Consider the following 18705-nt stretch of genomic DNA (forward strand, 5'->3'; position numbering starts at 1 on the left):
CCCCCCGGGCCCCCTCGGGCCCCCCGCCCTCACACCCCCATCGGGGTGTGCAGTTCCACGGTGATCTCGATCTCCACCGGCGCGTCCAGCGGCAGCACCGCCACCCCGACCGCGCTCCGCGCGTGGATGCCGGCGTCGCCGAAGGCCGTACCGAGCAGCTCGCTCGCCCCGTTGACCACGCCCGGCTGGCCGGTGAAGCCGGGGGCGCTCGCGACGAAGCCGACCACCTTCACCACCCGCTTCACGGCGGACAGGTCCCCGGCCACCGACGCGACCGCCGCCAGCGCGTTCAGCGCGCACCGCCGCGCCAGCTCCCCGGCCTGCTCGGCCTCGACCTCGGCGCCGACCTTCCCGGTGACGGTCAGCTCACCGTCCACCATGGGCAGCTGGCCGGAGGTGTACACGTAGTGGCCGCTCACGACCGCCGGTACGTACACGGCGACGGGGGCCGGGGCCGGGGGCAGCGTCAGCCCGGCCGCGGCCAGGCGCTCTTCGGGAGTGGTGGGGTGCGCGGTCACGGCGGGCTCCTCGGGAGACGGTCGACGGTCACGGGAAATGGATCAATGGTTTGACCATGCCCGGCTCCCGCGCCGAAAGCCGCCGAAAGGCCTCCTCCACCCGGGTGAAGGGGAACGCGTGGGTGGTCATCACGGTCGGATCCAGCAGCCCGTCCCCGATCAGCCCCAGCATCCGCCCGAGCCCGCCGCTACCGGCCGCCCGGCAGCGGGCCCGCGTGACGCGGTGCCCCGCCGCGGTGCCCGCCCGGGCCGCCGCGGCCGCGCCCGGTGCGGCGGTGGCCAGGATCGCGCGGTCGGCGCCCGCCCCGCCGGTCAGCTCCCGCACCCGCTCGGCCGCGTCCTCGTAGGCCGGGTCCACCACCACGTCCGCCCCGAACCGCAGCGCCAGCAGCTGCCGCTTCGGCTCGGGCTCCACGGCGATGACCCGCGCGCCCCGCAGCCGCCCGGCGGCCACCGTCGCGCTCAGCCCGACCGCGCCCTGTCCGAACACGACGACGCTGGCGCCCGCCCGCACCCCCGCCTCCTCGGCCGCGGCGAAGCCGGTGGCCAGCGCCCCGGCCGCGTACAGGGCCTGGTGGTCGGTGATCGTGTCCGGCAGCGGGACCGGCCCGGCCCCGCCGCCCGCCGGTATCCGGAAGTACTCCGCGAGCCGGCCCTGCCCCTCGGCGGCCACCCGCCGCCCGAGGTACGCCCGGGACACCCCCGGCCCGACCGCGCGCACCACCCCCACCGCCTCGTGGCCCAGCCCGGCCGGGACGCCCGGGGCGGCCGGGAGGTGCCCGTCCCAGGCGCAGACCAGGGCCGCGGTGGTCCGTACGAGGACCTCCCCGGGGCGCGGCCGGGGCACGGGCCGGTCGAGGACGGCGGGCCGGCCGTCCGGGCACAGCACGAAGGCCTTCACGGCTCTCTCCTCGGGGTGGCGGGCGTACGGGGTACGTCCTCCAGCCTCCCCGCTCGCGGCGCGGCCCACGGGGGCCGGAGGTCCGGACATCCCGGGCCGACCGGCCCCGACCGGCCCCGGCCGCCCCCGGCCGGGGCCCTCAGGGCCGCGTCACCCGCACCTGATAGCTGCCGTTGCGCAGCTCGCCCACCACCGACACGCTGATCCCCGCCTTCTCGTCGGTGAAGGTCTCGCCCGGCCGGTACGGCGCGTCGGACAGCTCCGCGTGCACGTTCGGCCGCCGGGTGCAGCCGCCGCTCCCGCCGAGGCTGTCCGCGACCGTCACCGGCCCGCGTCCGGTGTCCACGTCCGAGTCCACCTTGTAGATCAGCACCCCGGGCTTGCAGACGGCCTCGTCGTTGCCGGCCCGGGTGCGGACCTCCACCGCGTACCCGGCGCTCTCCGTGAGGGGGATGAAGGCCAGCTTCGTGCCGCCCTCCACGGCCAGCGGGGACAGCACGTGGTCGCTGACGCCGGACTTCGCCGCGCAGCTGATCTGCGAGCCGTCGAGCCAGCCCAGCTTCCACTTGTGCCAGCCGAGGAGGTCGTTGTTGGCCCCCCAGTCCTCGCTCATGATGTCCCAGTGGCCGACCGTGCCGCCCCCGTCGGAGGTGTAGAGGTCGGGCAGCCCGAAGACGTGCCCGTTCTCGTGCGGGAGCACCCGGTAGCCGGTCTCCCGGTAGGAGCCGGAGCCGTCGTCCTGCCGGCTGTAGACGAAGGACGTGTTCGCGAGCGGCACGCCGTCGGCCACCGGAGCCTCGCCGTTCCCGGAGAAGGTCACCGACAGGACGGTGTCCAGCGCGGACGGCCCGGCGTTCGGCGTGACCAGGATGTTGATCAGGTCGTACCGGCTGAAGTCCACCTCGGGGTCGGCGGCCTTCGCGATGTGCTCGACGAGCTGGCGGTAGCCCGGCTCGTAGGGGGAGCCGCGCTCGATCCCGTACGCCGCGAAGGGCATCGGCATCCGCAGCCAGTTCCGTATGGGGGCCTCGGCCCGGTAGGTGAGCCGCCCGTAGGAGCTGGTGCGGAACCACTCGGAGGTCTGGGGGAAGAACTCCGCCAGCCGGTCCAGCGCGGAGCCCTCGCCCTTGGCGTCGGGGAAGTCGATCATCAGGTTGAGCGCGCGGACCTCGCCGGTCGAGCGCGAGTACCCGGGAGGCGTCGGCAGCCCCTCGGACATCTGGACGCCCATCGTCCCGGCGATCCGGCAGGGTGCCAGTACGGATTCCGCGCTGGTCGCGACCGGCCCGGCGGCGGAGTGGCCGCGCCCGGATATGCCGGTGCTGGCGGTGGCGGTGACGCCCAGGGCCAGTGCGGTCAGGCCGATGTACGCACTGGTGCGGCAGGGTCTGCGTATCCGGTGGCGGGTCTGCGGCATGGAGATCGCCTTCGGGTCCGCGGCAGCCGGCCGGGTCCGGACTGCGCTCTGTGCGCTCACCCTCCGACGGCTGCGGCGCACCCGCGCGCCGAAGACGTCCAAACGGGACGGAGCGGCCCGTATTCCCCTGTGACGCGGGTCACACTCAAGAGTGAAATAACCGGGGAGGCAATCCCCGTTTGTACGTGAGTCCCGCAAAGCGGGGACCGGCTCCCCGTTTGGTGGGCGCCGGATGAGCCGTACGAGTCCCAGCCCAGGGAGGCCCCGGATGAAGAGCCCCGCCAGCACCCCGGCGGCCGCCCCCGCGGCGTCCGTGGACATCGCGGCCCCGGCCCGGGCCGGAGCCGCCGCCCGCATCGTGACCCCCACCCGGGTCCCCAAGCCGCGCGCCGACGCCGTGCGCAACCGGGAGCGCATCCTGGTCGCGGCCCGCGAGATGCTGGTCGAGTCGGGAGCGGAGGCTCCGCTCGACGAGATCGCCCGCCGGGCCGGCGTCGGCAACGCCACCCTCTACCGGCACTTCCCCGACCGGGCCGCCCTCGTCCACCACGTGGTGCTCTACGTGATGGACCGGGTCACCGCCGAGGCCGAGGACTCCCTGGCCGCCGAACCGGACGCCTTCGCCGCGCTCTGCCGCTTCACGCACGCGGCGGCCGACGAACGGATCGGCGCCCTGTGCCCCATGCTCTCCGGCGACTTCGACCGAGAGCACCCCGAACTGCTCGCCGCCCGGAGCGCGCTGGAGGCGGCCGTGGAGGCGCTGGTCGCCACCGGCCAGCGCGCCGGGCTGGTGCGCACCGACATCGGCGTGGGCGACCTGATGGTCGCGCTGTCCCAGCTCAGCCGCCCCCTGCCGGGAACGGACTGCCTGGGCGCGGACCGCTTCGTCCACCGCCACCTCCAGCTCTTCCTCGACGGGCTGCGGGCTCCGGCCCGCTCCGAACTGCCCGGCGCGGCCGCCACGTTGCAGGACCTGCGGCGTAAAACCATGTGACGCGGGCACCGCGCACCCCCTAGCTTCTACAACCGAACATTTCTGTTCTTTTCAGTCATTTCATTTCAGTCGTTCCGCACAGTGAAGTGGGTACCCCCATGTCCAAAACAGCCGCGGCCCCCGCGCCGGCTGCCGCCGATCCCAGTCGCTGGAAGGCCCTGGTCTTCATAGCCCTGGCGCAGCTGATGGTCGTGCTCGACGCGACCATCGTGAACATCGCGCTCCCCTCCGCCCAGACCGACCTCGGCATCTCGGACGGCAACCGCCAGTGGGTCATCACCGCGTACGCGCTGGCCTTCGGCGGACTCCTGCTCTTCGGCGGGCGCATCGCCGACAAGTGGGGCCGTAAGAACGCCTTCATCGTCGGCCTGGCCGGCTTCGCCCTGGCGTCCGCGCTGGGCGGCGCCGCGAACGGCGAGGCGATGATGCTGGGCGCCCGCGCCCTGCAGGGCGCCTTCGGCGCGCTGCTCGCCCCGGCCGCGCTCTCCCTGCTGGCCGTCAGCTTCACCGACGCCAAGGAGCGCGCCAAGGCCTTCGGCATCTACGGCGCGATCGCGGGCGGCGGCGGCGCCGTCGGCCTGATCCTCGGCGGCTTCCTGACCGAGTACCTCAACTGGCGCTGGACCTTCTTCGTCAACATCCCCTTCGCGATCGTCGCGGCCGTGGGTGCCTGGCTGGTCATCCGCGAGCCCGCCGGCGCCCGCAACGGTGCCCGCCTGGACATCCCGGGCGTGATCCTCTCGACCCTGGGTCTGGTCTCCCTCGTCTACGGCTTCACCCGCGCCGAGTCCGCCGGCTGGTCGGACGCGCTCACCGTGGGCCTGTTCATCGCGGCCGCGGTGCTGCTGCTGGCCTTCGTGGCCGTCGAGTCCAAGGTGAAGTCCCCGCTGCTGCCGCTGCGCGTGCTGCTGGAGCGCAACCGCGGCGGCGTCTACCTCTCGCTCGGACTCGCCGTCATCTCGATGTTCGGCCTGTTCCTCTTCCTCACCTACTACCTCCAGGTCGTGAAGGGCTTCTCGCCCGTCAAGACCGGCTTCGCCTTCCTGCCGATGATCGCGGGCATGATCACGGGCTCCACCCAGATCGGGGCCCGCCTGATGACCCGCGTCCCGCCGCGGCTGCTGATGGGCCCGGGCTTCCTGCTCGCCGCCACCGGCATGCTGCTGCTGACCCAGCTGGAGGTCGGCTCCTCCTACCCGGCGCTGATCCTGCCGGCGCAGCTGCTGCTGGGCCTCGGCATGGGCACGGCCTTCATGCCCGCGATGTCCCTGGCCACGTACGGGGTGAACCCGGCCGACGCGGGTGTGGCCTCGGCCATGGTCAACACCTCGCAGCAGGTGGGCGGCGCGATCGGCACCGCCCTGCTCAACACCATCGCCGCCTCGGCGACCACCGCGTACCTGACCGACCACGCGGCCCAGGCCGCGGCGGGCGGCCCGGCCGGGCGGCTGATCCAGGCGCAGGCCATGGTCGAGGGCTACTCCGCCGCGATCTGGTGGGCCGTCGGGATCCTGGTGGTCAGCGCGACCATCGCGTTCACCCTCATCAACACCGGCCGTCCCGGCTCCGGCGGCCCGGTGGCCTCCGGCGCGGGCGCCGGCTCCGAGGACGCCGAGTTCAAGGTCCCGGTGATCGCCCACTGACGGCGGCGCCGGTACGGGAATGACTGATCACCCCGCTTCGTTCAAATTTGAACGAAGCGGGGTTAGTCTGTCTGGAGCGGCCCCGTGGCCCCGTACCGATGACCGAGGAGCGCCCCCATGAGTCCCGAAGCCACCCGCATGCCGGCGCTGTACCTCAGCCACGGCGCCCCGCCGCTCGCCGACGACCCGCTCTGGCCGGCCGAACTCGCCGCCTGGTCCGCGGACCTGCCCCGGCCGCGCGCGATCCTGATGGTCTCCGCCCACTGGGAGGAGGCCCCGCTCGCCATCGGCGCCGTGCGGACCCTCCCGCTCGTCTACGACTTCTGGGGCTTCCCCGAGCACTACTACGCCGTCCGCTACGCCGCCCCCGGCGCCCCCGAGCTCGCCGCCTCGGTGCGCAAGCTGCTGCGGGCCCCCGGCACGCCCGTCCAGGACGTCCCGGACCGCGGCCTGGACCACGGCGCGTACGTCCCGCTGGTGGAGATGTACCCGGACGCGGACGTACCGGTGCTCCAGATATCCCTGCCGACCCTCGACCCGGCCCGGCTGCTGGACATCGGCCGCAGGCTCGCCCCGCTGCGCGACGAGGGCGTCCTGATCGTCGGCAGCGGCTTCTTCACCCACAACCTCGCCGCCCTGCGGCACCCCGGGCCCGGCGTCCCCGGCTGGTCCGCGGAGTTCGACGCCTGGGGCCGCGAGGCCCTGGCCGGCTCCGACGTGGACGCCCTGCTCGACTTCGAGGCCAAGTCCCCGGCGGGCCGCCTCGCCCACCCCCGCACCGAGCACTTCGCCCCGCTCTTCGTCACCCTCGGCGCGGCCGGGGCGGACCTGTCCGCGCAGCGCACGCCCGTGGACGGATTCTGGATGGGCCTCTCCAAGCGCTCGCTCCAGTTCGGCTGATCCATCCCGGTTTCCTCCCGTATCCGGAGTATCCGGACATTCGATCGCCGGTCCAGGCAACCGGGCGGCGGCACTCCCCGTCTTCAGGGTGGGAGCGCGGTCGCGGCGAGCACGTTTCCGGGCCGAAAGGGGCCGCACCGCCTGTGACGGTGGTCTCACCGGCCGGGGCCGCGTCCGCTTCCGCCCGTACGTCGGGACCGGCCTTCACCCAGGTCCTGACCTGCACCTCTTCGCGTTCTCGCGGTATGCCGCCGCCTCCGTTTCCCGGGGGCGGCGGGGCAGGATACTGCAAGATCTCGGAAAGCAGGGGGCAACGTGGGAATTCTGTCCCGATTCCAGTCGTTGTTTCCTTCGGAAGCTGGGCACTCGGGAGAGTGTCCGAAGACGTACCGCGACCGATTCATCGCATCGCAAGGGAGCACGCATGGCAACCCGCGCCGTCGCCCGTCGTCAGTCCACGAGCAACGCCCGTGCCGTCGGCGGGGAAATCGCAGACCGCGACCTGGTGGGCATGTACCTGGACGAGATCGCGCGCACCCCGCTGCTCGACGCCGCCAGGGAAGTCGAGCTCTCGCAGATCATCGAGGCGGGCGTCTACGCCCGGCAGATCCTCGACGACGCGATAGAACGCGCCGGGGACGCCCCCGCGCGCGAGGAGCTGGAAGCCCTGGCCGCCGAGGGCGAGCGCGCCAAGGAAGTCTTCATCCGCTCCAACCTCCGCCTGGTCGTCGCCGTCGCCCGCCGCTACCCGCGCAGCGGGCTGCCCCTGCTCGACCTCATCCAGGAGGGCAACGCCGGCCTCGTCCGCGCCGTCGAGAAGTTCGACTACGCCAAGGGCTTCAAGTTCTCCACGTACGCCACGTGGTGGATCCGCCAGGCCATCACCCGCTCCATCGCCGACCAGTCCCGCACCATCCGCCTCCCCGTGCACCTGGTCGAGGAGCTCGGCCGGATCCGCCGGGTGCAGCGCGAGTTCAACCGCGAGAACGGCCGCGACCCGGAGCACGCCGAGATCGCCGCCGAGCTCGAATCCACGCAGAAGCGCGTCGGCGACGTGCTCGACTGGGCGCGCGATCCGGTCAGCCTCAACATGTCGGTGGACGACGAGGGCGACACCCAGTTCGGCGACCTGCTGGAGGACACCTCCGCGATCTCCCCCGAGCAGTCCGTCCTCTCCCTGCTGCGCAGCGAGGAGCTGGAGGACCTGCTCGGCAAGCTGGACCAGCGCACCGCCTCCATCATCAAGATGCGCTACGGCATCGAGGACGGCCGCGAGCGGACCCTCACCGAGGTCGGCAAGCAGCACGGCCTGACCCGGGAGCGGATCCGGCAGATCGAGAAGCACGCGCTGCTCGAACTCAAGCGCATGGCGCGCGACACCGGCTTCGACGCCGTGGCCTGACCGGCCCGCCGCCCCCCCGCGAGCTCCGGTACCCCCGCCCGGGTGCCGGAGCTCCCCGCGTCCCGCGGTGCCCCGGCGCCCGGACTACCCCCCGGCCCCCGCCCCGGCCGTCAGCCGTCCGGCGAGCGCCCGCGCCCCGGACACCAGGAAATCCGGCCCGCGCACCGTGAACGGCACCCCCGTCAGCGCGAGGCGCGCCGCCAGCCACTCCGGGGCGTCCCCGCTCTCGAACCGCACCCGCGCCCCGTCGCCCTCCGCCACGGCCGCCCCCCGCAGCCACCCCGGCAGCTCCCGGGGCGGGGCGGCGAAGGACACGTCGACCGGGTACGTCTCCCCGCCCCGCAGCCCGTGCCGGACGAATTCGGCCGCCTCCATCGGCAGCTCGCGCGGCGCGAACCGGGCCCCCGTCGCGAGGGGCTCGCTCACCCGGTCCACCCGGAAGGTGCGCCAGTCCTCCCGCTCCAGGTCGAAGGCGACCAGGTACCAGCGGCTCCCGGTGCTCACCAGCCGGTACGGCTCCACCAGCCGCCGCGAGTCCGCCCCGTCCCGCGCCCGGTAGGCGAACCGCAGCCGCTCCGGGCCCGCCACCGCCGAGGCCATCGTCGTCAGCGTGCGCGGGTCCACGCTCGGCCCGTCCCCCCGCGTCACCGCGACGGTGGCCGACTGCAGGGCGCCCACCCGGTGCCGCAGCCGGGACGGGAGCACCTGCTCCAGCTTGGCGAGGGCCCGTACGGAGGCCTCCTCGACCCCCTCGATCGCATGGCCTGCCCCCGCCCGCAGCCCCACGGCGATCGCCACCGCCTCCTCGTCGTCGAGCAGCAGCGGGGGCATCGCCGCGCCCGCCACCAGCCGGTACCCGCCCACCGCGCCCAGCGAGGCCTCCACCGGGTACCCCAGCTCGCGCAGCCGCTCGATGTCCCGCCGGATCGTGCGGGGGCTCACCCGCAGCCGGGCCGCCAGTTCGCTGCCGGGCCATTCGCGGGGGGTCTGGAGGAGGGACAGCAGGGTGAGGAGCCGGCCGGGGGTGTCGTTCATGGGTCCACATTGCCAGCCAATGAGGACACCATCTGACCTACATCCCGTCTAGGTTTCTCTCCATGAGCACCGAGACGTCCAAGACATCGCCCGAAAGAGAGAACGGGCCCGTACGAGAAGCCCCCGGCGAGGGAGCCGCCGCCCCGGCCGACCGCCGTCGCTGGCTGGCGCTGGCCATCGTCATGACCGCGGCCTTCATGGACCTGGTCGACGTCACCATCGTCAACATCGCGATACCCAGCATGCGCCAGGACTTCGGCGCCTCCACCAGCGCGATCCAGTGGATCACCGCCGGATACGCCCTGGCCTTCGCCGCCGGCCTGATCACGGGCGGCCGCCTCGGTGACATCTACGGGCGCAAGCGCCTCTTCCTCCTCGGCGTCGCCGGCTTCACGGCGGCCTCGCTGCTCTGCGGCATCGCCGCCGACCCGGCCATGCTCGTCGCCTCCCGCATCCTCCAGGGCGGCATGGCGGCCCTGATGGTCCCGCAGGTCCTGGCGATCGTCCACGTGACCTTCCCGCCCCACGAGCGCGGCAAGGCCTTCGGCATGTTCGGTGCGATCGTCGGCCTCGGTGCCGTCTCGGGCCCGATGCTCGGCGCGCTGCTCACCGAGTGGAACCTCTTCGGTCTCGAATGGCGTCCGATCTTCCTGATCAACCTGCCGGTGGGCATCGCCGCCATCCTCCTGGGCCGCAAGTTCATCACCGAGTCCAAGGCCCCCAGGGCCCTGCGCCTGGACCTGGTCGGCGTCGTGCTCGCCACCCTCGCCCTGGTCATGCTGATCTTCCCGCTCACCAACGGCCGGGAGAACGACTGGCCGGTGTGGGGCTTCGTCTGCATGGGCCTGGCGCCCGTCGTCTTCGCCGCGTTCGTCCTCTACGAGCGGTACAAGATCAAGAAGGACGGCTCCCCGCTCGTCGAGCTGTCCCTCTTCAAGGTCAAGAGCTTCGCCGGCGGCATCGCCGTCCAGCTGACCTTCGGCATCGCGACCGGCATCTTCTTCCTGGTCTGGACGCTCTACATGCAGATGGGCCTCGGCTGGAGCGCCCTGCGCGCCGGCAGCACCGGCATCCCGTTCTCCATCGCCGTCTCGGTCGCCGCGGGCATCTCGGTGCAGAAGCTCGTCCCGCGCTTCGGCCGCAAGGTGCTCCAGGCGGGCGCGCTGTTCATGGCCGCGGGCCTGCTCCTCTACATCTGGGAGTCCGACCACTACGGCATGACCATCGCCTCCTGGCAGATGGCCGCCCCGCTGATCGTCATGGGCCTCGGCATGGGCCTGATCGTGGCGCCGCTGACCGACACGATCCTCTCCCAGGTGCCGCGCGAGCACGCCGGATCGGCCTCCGGCCTGATCAACACCACCGGCCAGATGGGCAACGCCCTCGGCCTGGGCCTGACCTCCGTGGTCTTCTTCGGCGTGCTCGACGACGACATGGTCTTCGGACCGCCCTACGTCGAGGCCTTCCGCAGCGCCCTGTGGTGGGTGGTGGCCGTGCTCGTCCTGATCTTCGCCGTGATGTTCCTGCTGCCCCGCAAGCAGGCCCCGGAGGCCGAGCGCGCGGAGGCCTTCGCCGCGGAAGCCGGCGCGCAGGCCGACGCGGCCGCCCCCGCCCCGGAGCCCGCCCCGGCCGGCTAGGCGGCCGGGGTCCCGTCCGCCGGGCCCGTTCGTTCCCGGACATGCCCGCCCCTCGGGGTGGGCATGTCCGTTTTTCTTGGGTTAAACCCGATTGTCGGGTTATGGTGAGGAGGAGTCCACAGACCCGGGCACGGAACGGACGTAAAGCCACATGTACGCACCCGAACGCCAGCAGGAGATCCTGCGTCTGGCCGGCGAGGCCGGCCGGGTCGACGTGCTGTCCCTCGCCGAACGCTTCCAGGTCACCGCCGAGACCGTGCGCCGCGACCTGACCGCCCTCGACCGCGCCGGGCTCCTGCGCCGGGTGCACGGCGGAGCCCTCCCGGTCGCCCGGACCGGCTTCGAGCCCGACCTCACCGCCCGCGAGACCACCGCCGCCACCGAGAAGGACCGCATCGCGGCCGCCGCCCTCGCCCACCTCCCCGCCGCGGGCAGCGTCATCCTCGACGCGGGCAGCACCGTCGCCCGCCTCGCCGCCGGAATGTCCCGCCTGGAGGGCCTCGGCCTCACCGTGGTCACCCACGCCCTGCCCGCGGCCGCCGGTCTCGCCGACCACCCCGGCGTCGACCTCCACCTCGTCGGCGGCCGGGTCCGCCACCGCACCCGGGCCGCCGTCGACGCCTGGGCGCTGCGCGCCTACGCCGAGGTCCGCGCCGACGTCCTCTTCCTCGCCACCAACGGCTTCACCGCCGAAGCCGGCCTGACCACCCCCGACCTCGCCGAGGCCGCCGTCAAGCGCGCCGCCATCGCCGCGGCCCGCCGCGTGGTCCTCCTCGCCGACTCGGCCAAGGCCGGCCAGGAACGCTTCGCCCGCTTCGGCTCCTTCGCCGACGTCGACCTGCTCATCACCGATACCGGGCTCGACCCGGCCCACAGGGCGGCCATCGAGGCCGCCGGTACGGAAGTCGTGCTCGCATGATCCTGACCGTCACCCCCAACCCCTCCCTCGACCGGACCTACGAGGTCCCCTCGCTGGACCGCGGCGAGGTGCTCCGCGCCACCGGGGACCGGGTCGACCCCGGCGGCAAGGGGGTCAACGTCTCGCGGGCCGCCGCCGCGGCCGGAGTGCGCACCACCGCCGTGCTCCCACTCGGCGGACCCCCCGGCACGCTCCTCGCCGAACTGCTGGGCGCGCAGGGCGTGGACGTCACCGCCGTCTCCATCGCGGGACTGACCCGATCCAACGTCACCGTCACCGAACCGGGCGGCACCGTCACCAAGATCAACACCGCCGGTCCGGAGCTTTCCGCGGCCGAGTCCGCCCTGCTCCTCGACACCGTCCGCACCTGCTCGGGCGCCGCCTGGATCGCCTGCTGCGGCAGCCTCCCGCGCGGCCTGGCGCCCGAGTGGTACGCGGAGATCGTCGCCCGGGCCCACGAGGGCGGCGCCCGCATCGCGGTGGACACCTCCGGCGCCGCACTGCTGGCCGCCCTGCCCGCCCGCCCGGACGTCGTCAAGCCGAACGTGGCGGAGCTCGCCGAGGCGGTGGGCCGTCCCCTGGCCACCCTCGGGGACGCGGTCAAGGCCGCCGAGGACCTCATCGGCCTGGGCGCGGGCGCGGTACTCGCCTCCCTCGGGGCCCACGGCCAGCTGCTGGTCGGTCCCGAGGGCGCCTTCCACGGCACCGCCCCCGTCACCGCCGTCCGCAGCGACGTCGGCGCGGGCGACGCCTCCCTGGCGGGCTTCCTGATCGCGGGCGGCACCGGCCCCGCCGCCCTCGCCAGCGCCCTGGCCCACGGCGCGGCCGCCGTCCAGCTGCCCGGCAGCGTCATGCCGACCCCGGCGGACCTGCGCCCGGCCGCGGTCCGGGTCACCGACGCCCCGCCGCTGGATCTGCCCCTGACCCCGGCCTGACCGGCCGGACCGCCGCCCCGGCCCTCCCGGGGGCCGCCGCCGGGCGGGCCGGGACGGCGGTCAGCGGACCCGGGTGCGCAGCTCCATCGCCCCGCGCGCGGCGGCCTCGCTCTCGTACACCTCGCACATGTGGCGCCCGTCCGGCGTCGCCGTGTGCTCGACCTCCCACAGACTGAACTCGCTGCCGTCCAGCAGCACGAAGGCGTGCTCGTACAGGCTGAATCCGGCGTCCCGGCCGTCGGCCAGGCACTGCCGCCCGCCGAACGCCTGGGTGATCTGGTGCGCGTACGCCGAGCGCAGCAGCTCCGCCACCGCCTGCCCGGGCCGGTCGGCGTTCTCCGCGCGGCGCAGCACCCGCCGGGCGTGGTCGGCGGACTGCTCCACGGTGTACTCGCGGTGGCGCCGCTCGGGCGCCGAGGCGCTGAACAGGGCCCCGAGCACGGCCAGATCACCGTCGGCGCCGCCCTCGCCCTCGGTGTCCCCGAGCGCCGACAGCGGGTCCGTCGCGGCGTCCCCCGGCACCTCGCCGAAGATCCGGGCCACCGCCAGCCGCAGCTCGTCCTTGCCCGTGTAGACCTCGCACCGGGTGTTCCGGTCGCCCCGCAGCCGGTAGGCCAGCTCCCACAGGGAGGCCGAGCCGCCGTCCGGCAGCAGGTAGGTGTGCCGGTGGGTCTCGCGCCACAGCCCCGCCGACGGACTGTGGTGCGTCGTGTACAGCGAAGAGCTGTGGGCGAGCGCCGTACCGAGGCGCTCCACCAAGTCGTCCGAAAGGTCGAAGGAGTTGAGGGCGCGGCCCAGGAGTCGCTCGAGGTGCGCCTCGGTTGTCTCGTACGGATCGCTCAAGGTGGGTCTCCAGGCCGTCGCAGCTAGTCACTTCACGGACGCTCAACGTAGCTCCTGGCGCTGACATCACGTCCGGGGTTCGGTAAAACGTCCGGGAAGTATCAGGGGTTCCCGCCACCCCTTCAGGTCAACTTGCCGAGGACCGGTCAGGGTTGGCCCGGGTCTGTGGCGGTGCGGGGGAGTATGGGCCGCATGGCAACGAACACGGTGGGCGTCCCCCGCCAGCAGGGCGGCCCCCGCACCCCGGCCGAGGACGAACCGCCCGCCGCCCGCAGGGGGTTGGCCTGGCTGCTGGTGGTCACCGCCGCCGCCGGACTGCTGGCCTCCTGGGTGATCACCCTCGACAAGTTCCTCCTGCTGGAGGACCCGGACTTCAAACCCGCCTGCAGCCTGAACCCCGTTGTCTCCTGCGGCAGCGTCATGAAGAGCGATCAGGCCGCCGTCTTCGGCTTCCCCAACCCCATGCTCGGGCTGGCGGCGTACGCCGTCGTCCTGTGCGTCGGCGCGGGCCTGCTGGCCGGGGCCCGGTACCGGGGCTGGTTCTGGCTGGGACTGAACGCCGGCACCCTCTTCGGCACCGGCTTCTGCGCCTGGCTGATGGTCCAGTCGCTCTACGAGATCAACGCCCTGTGCCTGTGGTGCAGTCTGGCCTGGCTGGCGACGCTGCTCATGTTCTGGGCGGTCACGGCGCACAACGTCCGCACCGGGATCCTGCCCGCCCCCGGCCCGCTGCGGTCCTTCTTCACCGATTTCGGCTGGGCCCCGCCCGCCCTGCACGCCGGGGTGATCGGCATGCTGGTGCTGACCCGGTGGTGGGACTTCTGGACGGGCTGACGAGCCCGCCCGCACCGCCCGTACGCGCGCGAGGGCCCCGGCAGCCGCTGGCCGCCGGGGCCCTCCCACTCGTCAGGCGTCATCCGCTCCGGCGGAGGTTCAGCTGCCGGCGGAGGCGTTGCCGGAGAGGACCGGGATGTTGTCCAGGATGTGCGAGAGCGGCTCGTCGCCCTTGGCCTGGGTGGAGTTCTCGGTGCACTGCTGGTTCTGCGGGTTCGACAGGACGTTGACGTCCTGGACGCCGACGTTGGCGAGGACCGCCACCAGCGACTGGGCGTTGACCTTGGCCGGCAGGCCGATGCAGGGCTTGTTCAGGGTGCCCTGGACCAGGCCGAGCTGCGGGCTCTGGTCGCCGGCGGTCTTCTGGTTGCCGTAGACCTGCTGGGCGCCGTTGCCGTTGACGGTGTTGACACCGCGGTCGTTGCCGATGGCCATGGCCGGGGTCGCGATGGCCGCGCCCGCGCCGACGGCAACGGCGGAGACCGCGGCGGCGGTCATGATCTTCTTGAGCATCATTGGTCCTTTTGTCGCACGAGTGCCCGCTAGTGGAGCGCCCTGATCAACCGGCGTGCCGGGGGGTTGGTTCCGCCCCTTCACTCAAACGGCCCGTTCGCGCGGCGCTTTTCCCCGGGGCGGGTGAGACGGCCCCGGACGCCTGCGCGAAGCCCGTACGCAGCCCCTGGCGCGCACGGGCCGGCCGCGCTCCTGTTGCGCTCCGTAGAAGGTGTTCGCACGGTGGGTAAGGAGGCGGATCGCTCGGGTCCGCTTTCGTGCGACCACAGAAGGAATCTCCATGCACCGCACCAAGCCGTCCCGTTTCCGCGTCCTCGTCCCGTCGGCCCTCGCCGTCGTCATACTGTCCGGCGCGGCCGCTCCCGCGGTCGCCTCGGACGCCGCCGGTTCCGGTGCGGCGGCCGTCACGGAGAAGGCCGCGGCCGTGCAGCGGCAGGTGGAGCGCATCGAGGCGCAGGCCGCGGCCGGTCCGATCGACGACCTGCTCGCCTCGCTCACCAAGACGCTGGACGACCTCCTCAAAACCATCACGGGCCTGCTGCCCGCCGGGGTGACCCTGCCGCCGATCCAGCTGCCGAAGCTGCCCGACCTGCCGGCCATCCCCGGCATGCCGGACATCAAGCTGCCGCCGGTGGAGATCCCCAAGCTCCCCGTGACGGTTCCGGCCCTGCCCGCCACCCCGGCCCTGCCCGCCACCCCGGCCCTGCCCGCCACTCCGGCGCTGCCGGCCACCCCGGCCGTGCCGCCGGCGGACGGTCTGCTGCCCGCGATCCCGTCCATTCCCGACATTCCCGTCCAGAACTAGTCACCGGCGGCGGCGGAATCGGCCCGGATGGTTACGACTATTGGGCTGAACAGGTCTGATCGGGCGCCGAACCGTGTCGTCGGGGGAAGATGGACCGTTTCGCTCGATGTGAGCCCCGGGATCGGGGCAGGACATCGAAGAGAAGGTGCACTTCCCATGAACTCTGCTGCCAAGAAGGCCGCTGTGGCCCTGGCCTCCGCTGGTCTCGCTGTGGCCGGTGCCGCGGGCGCCGCCTCCGCCGACTCCTCGGCCGAGGGCGCGGCCGTGGGTTCCCCCGGTGTTCTCTCGGGCAACCTGGCCCAGGTCCCGGTCCACGTCCCGGTCAACGTCTGCGGCAACTCCGTGAACGTGATCGGCCTGCTGAACCCCGCGTTCGGCAACACCTGCGTCAACGACTGACGTACGTCGCAGTCGGCACCACGTGACTGTGGGCGCCCCGGCCTCGCCGGTGGCGCCCACAGTCATGTCCGGGACCGGTTCACCGGCCGCCGTTGAGCTTCACCCCGCCGAGCAGCGGGGAGGCCTTGGTGGCTCCGTTCGCCAGGCCCAGCACCTCGCCGGGGGCGTTGTTGCGGACCTCGTTGACCTTCTGCACGGCGCCGAGGGCCTTGTCGACCGTCTGGCCCTGCTCGGCCAGCCCGTTGCCCACCGTCTGGGGGAGCGCCTCGGTGACGGGACCCGTCGCGTTCATCACCTCGGTCAGGCCGCCCGTCGCGCTCATGGGGGGCATCGAGGCCGGGGTGTCGGCGGCGAAGGCGGGAGCCGCCGCACCGAGCGCCGCGACGGATCCGACGACGACAGCGGCGACCTGGGAGAGCTTCATTTTCGAAATCCTCATTCTTTTCGAGGGCGGAGATGGCTGCGACGACCGTCGCGCCGCTTTCGACCTGGGTAACGATTACCGGCCGCTACGGAAACGCGCTGCGGCCGGGCACGACAGCGGCCGGAGAATCCGACAAGGGATTCTCCGGCCGATATTTCTTCCGATTACCGGTATTCCCGGTCAGGCTGCGGCGGACCTCCGGTAGAGGATCGCGCCACCGAGGACGAGGGCCGTGGCGAGGGCCGCCGCGGCCCCGGCCGGGCCCGCTCCGGTCGCGGCCAGCTCCGGCGCGGGCGCCGTCACGACGGCGGCGGGGGCCGGCGCGGGGGCGGGGGCCGGTGGGGCGCTCACCGGGGGAGCCGCCGCGGGGGCGGGGGCCGGCGCCGGGGGCAGGTGCACCGGGGCGTCACCGGCGGGGGCGGCCGGGGGCTGGTCGGCCGGCGGGAGGGCTTCCGGTACGGGCAGGGGCGCCGGGCGCTCCACGGGCTGGCTGCCGTGCGGCGGCCGGGGGGCGGGGGCCTCCTCGGCGGGCGGTGCGGGGACGGGCGCGGGGAGCGTGTGGGGCTGCTCCTGCGGCTGCTCTCCGGGCTGCGGAACGTCCTGGTGCGGGGCCGGGACGGGTGCGGGCAGCGGCTGCGGCTGCGGCACCGGCTGCGGCATCGGCCCGGGCGCGGGGACCGGCGCGGGGGCCGGGTGCTCCGCCACGGGGACCGGCTGGGGCGCGGGGACCGGCTGGGGCGCGGGGTGCGGCGGGGGCGCGGGCGTCGGGTGGTGCGGGGCGGGAGCCGGGGGAGCGGGGTGCGGTACGGGGTGGCCGGCGTGGGGCGCGGGGTGCGCGGGGTGGTCGTCGCACTCCTCCTCGCCCTGCGGGCCGCGGTCCTCGTCCCCGGAGCCGCCGTAGCCGCCGCCGTCCTCGGGGTGCTCCCGCTCCGGGCGGGGTGCCGCGTGCTTGGGGGCGTGCCCGCGCGGCTCCTCGTAGCGCCGCTCCTGCTCCTGACGCTGTGCGGGCAGCGCGTGGCGCCCGCCCCGGGGCTCGTCCCGCTCCTCGAGGTAGCGCTCGAAGGCCTCGGCGTGCTCGGGGCTCAGGTAGCGGGCGTAGTCGACGTCGTGCCCGGCGCCGGCGCCGGTGGTGTTGACGCAGGTGTTGCCGAACGCGGGGTTGAGTCCGGCACCTCCGTCCACGCTGTTGCCGCACACGTTCGGCGCGAAGGTGATCGGTACCGAGACGCTGTTGCCGGACAGCACGCCCGGCGAATGCGAGGCCTCGGACATCGCCGCGGGATGCGCGTGGGCCGCGCCGGCCGCGATCGACAGCAGGCTGGAGGCGGCCGCCGCCGTGAGCATCCCCTTGCCCAGTACCTGTCGGCTCAGTACCTGTCGCATGGGTCCTTCCCTGTCTACCGGCGCGCGGGCCGGTGCTGAATCGAAGATGGCCCCGGAGTGCACCGCCGTGCACTCCGGGGCCACCCCGAGGAGGTCTGCCCTGGCGGGCGCAGGCGCTTCGTCAGGCGTTGACGCAGGTGTTGCCGAACGCGGGGTTCAGCAGCGCGATGACGTTGACGGTGTTGCCGCAGACGTTCACCGGGACGTGCACCGGAACCTGGATGAGGTTGCCGGACAGGACGCCGGGGGAGCCCACGGCCTGGCCCGCGGCACCGGCGTCGGCCATGGCGGGGGCGGCGGCACCGGCGGCCATCAGGATGCCCGCGGCCAGCACGACTGCCTTCTTGTACGTCATTTGATTTCAATCCTTCCCGCAGAGGCGTATCCGCTGCACCCCTAACAACGAGCGGCCGGGGGAAAAGAAACCGGGTTTTGGGAGGGCTCTGGGTCAATTCACTCCGATGATTCGGAGGTGCCTCGCCCTAATTCTGGGCACGGTTTATCGGGTGTAATTCGGGCGGACTCCACATGCGGCGAGGCCGCCGCGACCCGAAGGTGCGACGGCCTCGCGGACGCGGGGTGCGCTCAGCTGCCGGCGGAGGCGTTGCCGGAGAGGACCGGGATGTTGTCCAGGATGTGCGACAGGGCCTCGTCGCCCTTGGCCTGGGTGGAGTTCTCGGTGCACTGCTGGTTCTGCGGGCTGGACAGGACCGGGATGTCCTGGACGCCGACGTTGACCAGGGCGAGGACCGACTGCACGTTGGCCTTGGCCGGCAGGGCGATGCAGGGCTTGTTGAGGGAGCCCTGGATCAGCGCCATCTGCGGGCTCATGTTGCCGTAGGTGGCCTGGTTGCCGTAGATCTGCGCCGAGTTGTTTCCGTTGACGGTGTTGATGCCGTTGTCGTTCCCGATGGCCATCGCCTGCGGGGCCATGGCGGCACCCAGACCCACGACGGAGGCGGCAACCGCTGCGCCGGCCACAAGCTTCTTGATCATTATCGTCCCTTTTTTGCAGGATTGCCCGGTACTGGAGCACCCGGATCAACGGCACGGCCCGCCCTCGGGTTGCGTGACTTCACTCGGATGCCGACGTTTCGGGGGGTCCGGTTGACGTTCAGGCGTTCACACGGGCGGCGCCGGACGCGGGGTTGAGCTGGGCGTTCGCGCCGCCCCGGCGTGCGCGGAAGGGGGCTGCCGCCACCC

At 73.3% G+C, this 18705-nt stretch carries 20 protein-coding genes; 10 read left to right on the plus strand and 10 right to left on the minus strand.

The features are described 5' to 3' along the window. Positions 1–29: 29 nt before the first annotated feature. From ACGFXC_RS22885 to ACGFXC_RS22895, 3 genes are all read right to left on the minus strand, one after another. Positions 30–518, minus strand: a complete 489-nt coding sequence (locus ACGFXC_RS22885) for a RidA family protein (protein ID WP_393715531.1) — start codon at positions 516–518, stop codon at positions 30–32. Between the two features lie 28 nt (positions 519–546). Then, a complete protein-coding gene (locus ACGFXC_RS22890; protein ID WP_393715533.1) occupies positions 547–1419 on the minus strand; it encodes a zinc-binding dehydrogenase in 873 nt (290 codons plus the stop codon). A 139-nt stretch (positions 1420–1558) separates the two neighbouring features. Beyond that, a complete protein-coding gene (locus ACGFXC_RS22895) occupies positions 1559–2836 on the minus strand; it encodes a M6 family metalloprotease domain-containing protein (protein WP_393715535.1) in 1278 nt (425 codons plus the stop codon). A 268-nt stretch (positions 2837–3104) separates the two neighbouring features. On the opposite strand from ACGFXC_RS22895, the gene ACGFXC_RS22900 reads away from it, so the two are divergent. From ACGFXC_RS22900 to ACGFXC_RS22915, 4 genes are all read left to right on the plus strand, one after another. Further along, on the plus strand, positions 3105–3830 hold the full coding sequence (locus tag ACGFXC_RS22900) for a TetR/AcrR family transcriptional regulator (protein ID WP_393715537.1): 726 nt from the start codon (positions 3105–3107) through the stop codon (positions 3828–3830). Positions 3831–3928: 98 nt separating this feature from the next. Next, the gene (locus ACGFXC_RS22905) at positions 3929–5473 is read left to right on the plus strand and encodes an MFS transporter (RefSeq protein WP_393715539.1); all 1545 of its coding nucleotides are present in this window, start codon (positions 3929–3931) and stop codon (positions 5471–5473) included. A gap of 117 nt (positions 5474–5590) precedes the next feature. Then, positions 5591–6373, plus strand: coding sequence for a dioxygenase (locus tag ACGFXC_RS22910; protein ID WP_393715541.1), 783 nt, complete (start codon positions 5591–5593; stop codon positions 6371–6373). Between the two features lie 424 nt (positions 6374–6797). Further along, on the plus strand, positions 6798–7775 hold the full coding sequence (locus ACGFXC_RS22915; protein WP_393715543.1) for an RNA polymerase sigma factor RpoD/SigA: 978 nt from the start codon (positions 6798–6800) through the stop codon (positions 7773–7775). 84 nt (positions 7776–7859) lie between these two features. Here ACGFXC_RS22915 and ACGFXC_RS22920 read toward each other — a convergent pair whose 3' ends face one another. Beyond that, on the minus strand, positions 7860–8810 hold the full coding sequence (locus tag ACGFXC_RS22920) for a helix-turn-helix transcriptional regulator (RefSeq protein ID WP_393715545.1): 951 nt from the start codon (positions 8808–8810) through the stop codon (positions 7860–7862). Between the two features lie 62 nt (positions 8811–8872). On the opposite strand from ACGFXC_RS22920, the gene ACGFXC_RS22925 reads away from it, so the two are divergent. From ACGFXC_RS22925 to pfkB, 3 genes are all read left to right on the plus strand, one after another. Next, a complete protein-coding gene (locus ACGFXC_RS22925; RefSeq protein ID WP_393715547.1) occupies positions 8873–10447 on the plus strand; it encodes an MFS transporter in 1575 nt (524 codons plus the stop codon). 151 nt (positions 10448–10598) lie between these two features. Continuing rightward, the gene (locus ACGFXC_RS22930) at positions 10599–11366 is read left to right on the plus strand and encodes a DeoR/GlpR family DNA-binding transcription regulator (protein WP_393715548.1); all 768 of its coding nucleotides are present in this window, start codon (positions 10599–10601) and stop codon (positions 11364–11366) included. Further along, positions 11363–12301 carry a 1-phosphofructokinase gene (gene pfkB / locus ACGFXC_RS22935; RefSeq protein WP_393715550.1) on the plus strand — a complete coding sequence of 313 codons (939 nt, stop codon included), beginning with the start codon at positions 11363–11365 and terminating at the stop codon, positions 12299–12301. Before ACGFXC_RS22930 ends, pfkB begins: the two co-directional genes overlap by 4 nt. 60 nt (positions 12302–12361) lie before the next feature. Here the strand turns inward: pfkB and ACGFXC_RS22940 are convergent, their stop codons facing one another. After that, a complete protein-coding gene (locus ACGFXC_RS22940; protein ID WP_393715552.1) occupies positions 12362–13144 on the minus strand; it encodes a DUF6227 family protein in 783 nt (260 codons plus the stop codon). Positions 13145–13336: 192 nt separating this feature from the next. Between ACGFXC_RS22940 and ACGFXC_RS22945 the strand changes: the two genes are divergently transcribed. Beyond that, positions 13337–13978, plus strand: coding sequence for a vitamin K epoxide reductase family protein (locus ACGFXC_RS22945; protein WP_393715554.1), 642 nt, complete (start codon positions 13337–13339; stop codon positions 13976–13978). 99 nt (positions 13979–14077) lie between these two features. Here ACGFXC_RS22945 and ACGFXC_RS22950 read toward each other — a convergent pair whose 3' ends face one another. Further along, entirely contained in the window at positions 14078–14491 is a 414-nt protein-coding gene (locus ACGFXC_RS22950) for a rodlin (protein ID WP_393715556.1), read from the minus strand. Positions 14492–14771: 280 nt separating this feature from the next. On the opposite strand from ACGFXC_RS22950, the gene ACGFXC_RS22955 reads away from it, so the two are divergent. Both ACGFXC_RS22955 and ACGFXC_RS22960 read left to right on the plus strand, forming a co-directional pair. Continuing rightward, positions 14772–15296, plus strand: coding sequence for a hypothetical protein (locus tag ACGFXC_RS22955; RefSeq protein ID WP_393715557.1), 525 nt, complete (start codon positions 14772–14774; stop codon positions 15294–15296). 156 nt (positions 15297–15452) lie between these two features. Continuing rightward, a complete protein-coding gene (locus tag ACGFXC_RS22960) occupies positions 15453–15695 on the plus strand; it encodes a chaplin (RefSeq protein ID WP_393715559.1) in 243 nt (80 codons plus the stop codon). 79 nt (positions 15696–15774) lie between these two features. On the opposite strand, the gene ACGFXC_RS22965 is transcribed toward ACGFXC_RS22960, so the two are convergent. The 4 genes from ACGFXC_RS22965 to ACGFXC_RS22980 all read right to left on the minus strand — a co-directional run bounded on the left by ACGFXC_RS22965 (position 15775) and on the right by ACGFXC_RS22980 (position 18498). Then, positions 15775–16119: a hypothetical protein gene (locus tag ACGFXC_RS22965; protein WP_393715561.1), complete on the minus strand. Its 345-nt coding sequence runs from the start codon at positions 16117–16119 to the stop codon at positions 15775–15777. 180 nt (positions 16120–16299) lie between these two features. Then, positions 16300–17502, minus strand: coding sequence for a chaplin (locus ACGFXC_RS22970; RefSeq protein ID WP_393715563.1), 1203 nt, complete (start codon positions 17500–17502; stop codon positions 16300–16302). Positions 17503–17623: 121 nt separating this feature from the next. Beyond that, positions 17624–17857 (minus strand): chaplin, encoded by a 234-nt coding sequence (locus ACGFXC_RS22975; RefSeq protein WP_393715564.1) that lies wholly within the window; start codon positions 17855–17857, stop codon positions 17624–17626. Between the two features lie 230 nt (positions 17858–18087). Further along, complete coding sequence (locus tag ACGFXC_RS22980) at positions 18088–18498, minus strand: rodlin (protein ID WP_393715566.1); 411 nt, start codon at positions 18496–18498, stop codon at positions 18088–18090. Between the last annotated feature and the right edge of the window lie 207 nt (positions 18499–18705).

This window comes from Streptomyces sp. NPDC048507 (assembly GCF_043199995.1).
In the GTDB taxonomy this organism is placed as follows: Bacteria; Actinomycetota; Actinomycetes; order Streptomycetales; family Streptomycetaceae; genus Streptomyces.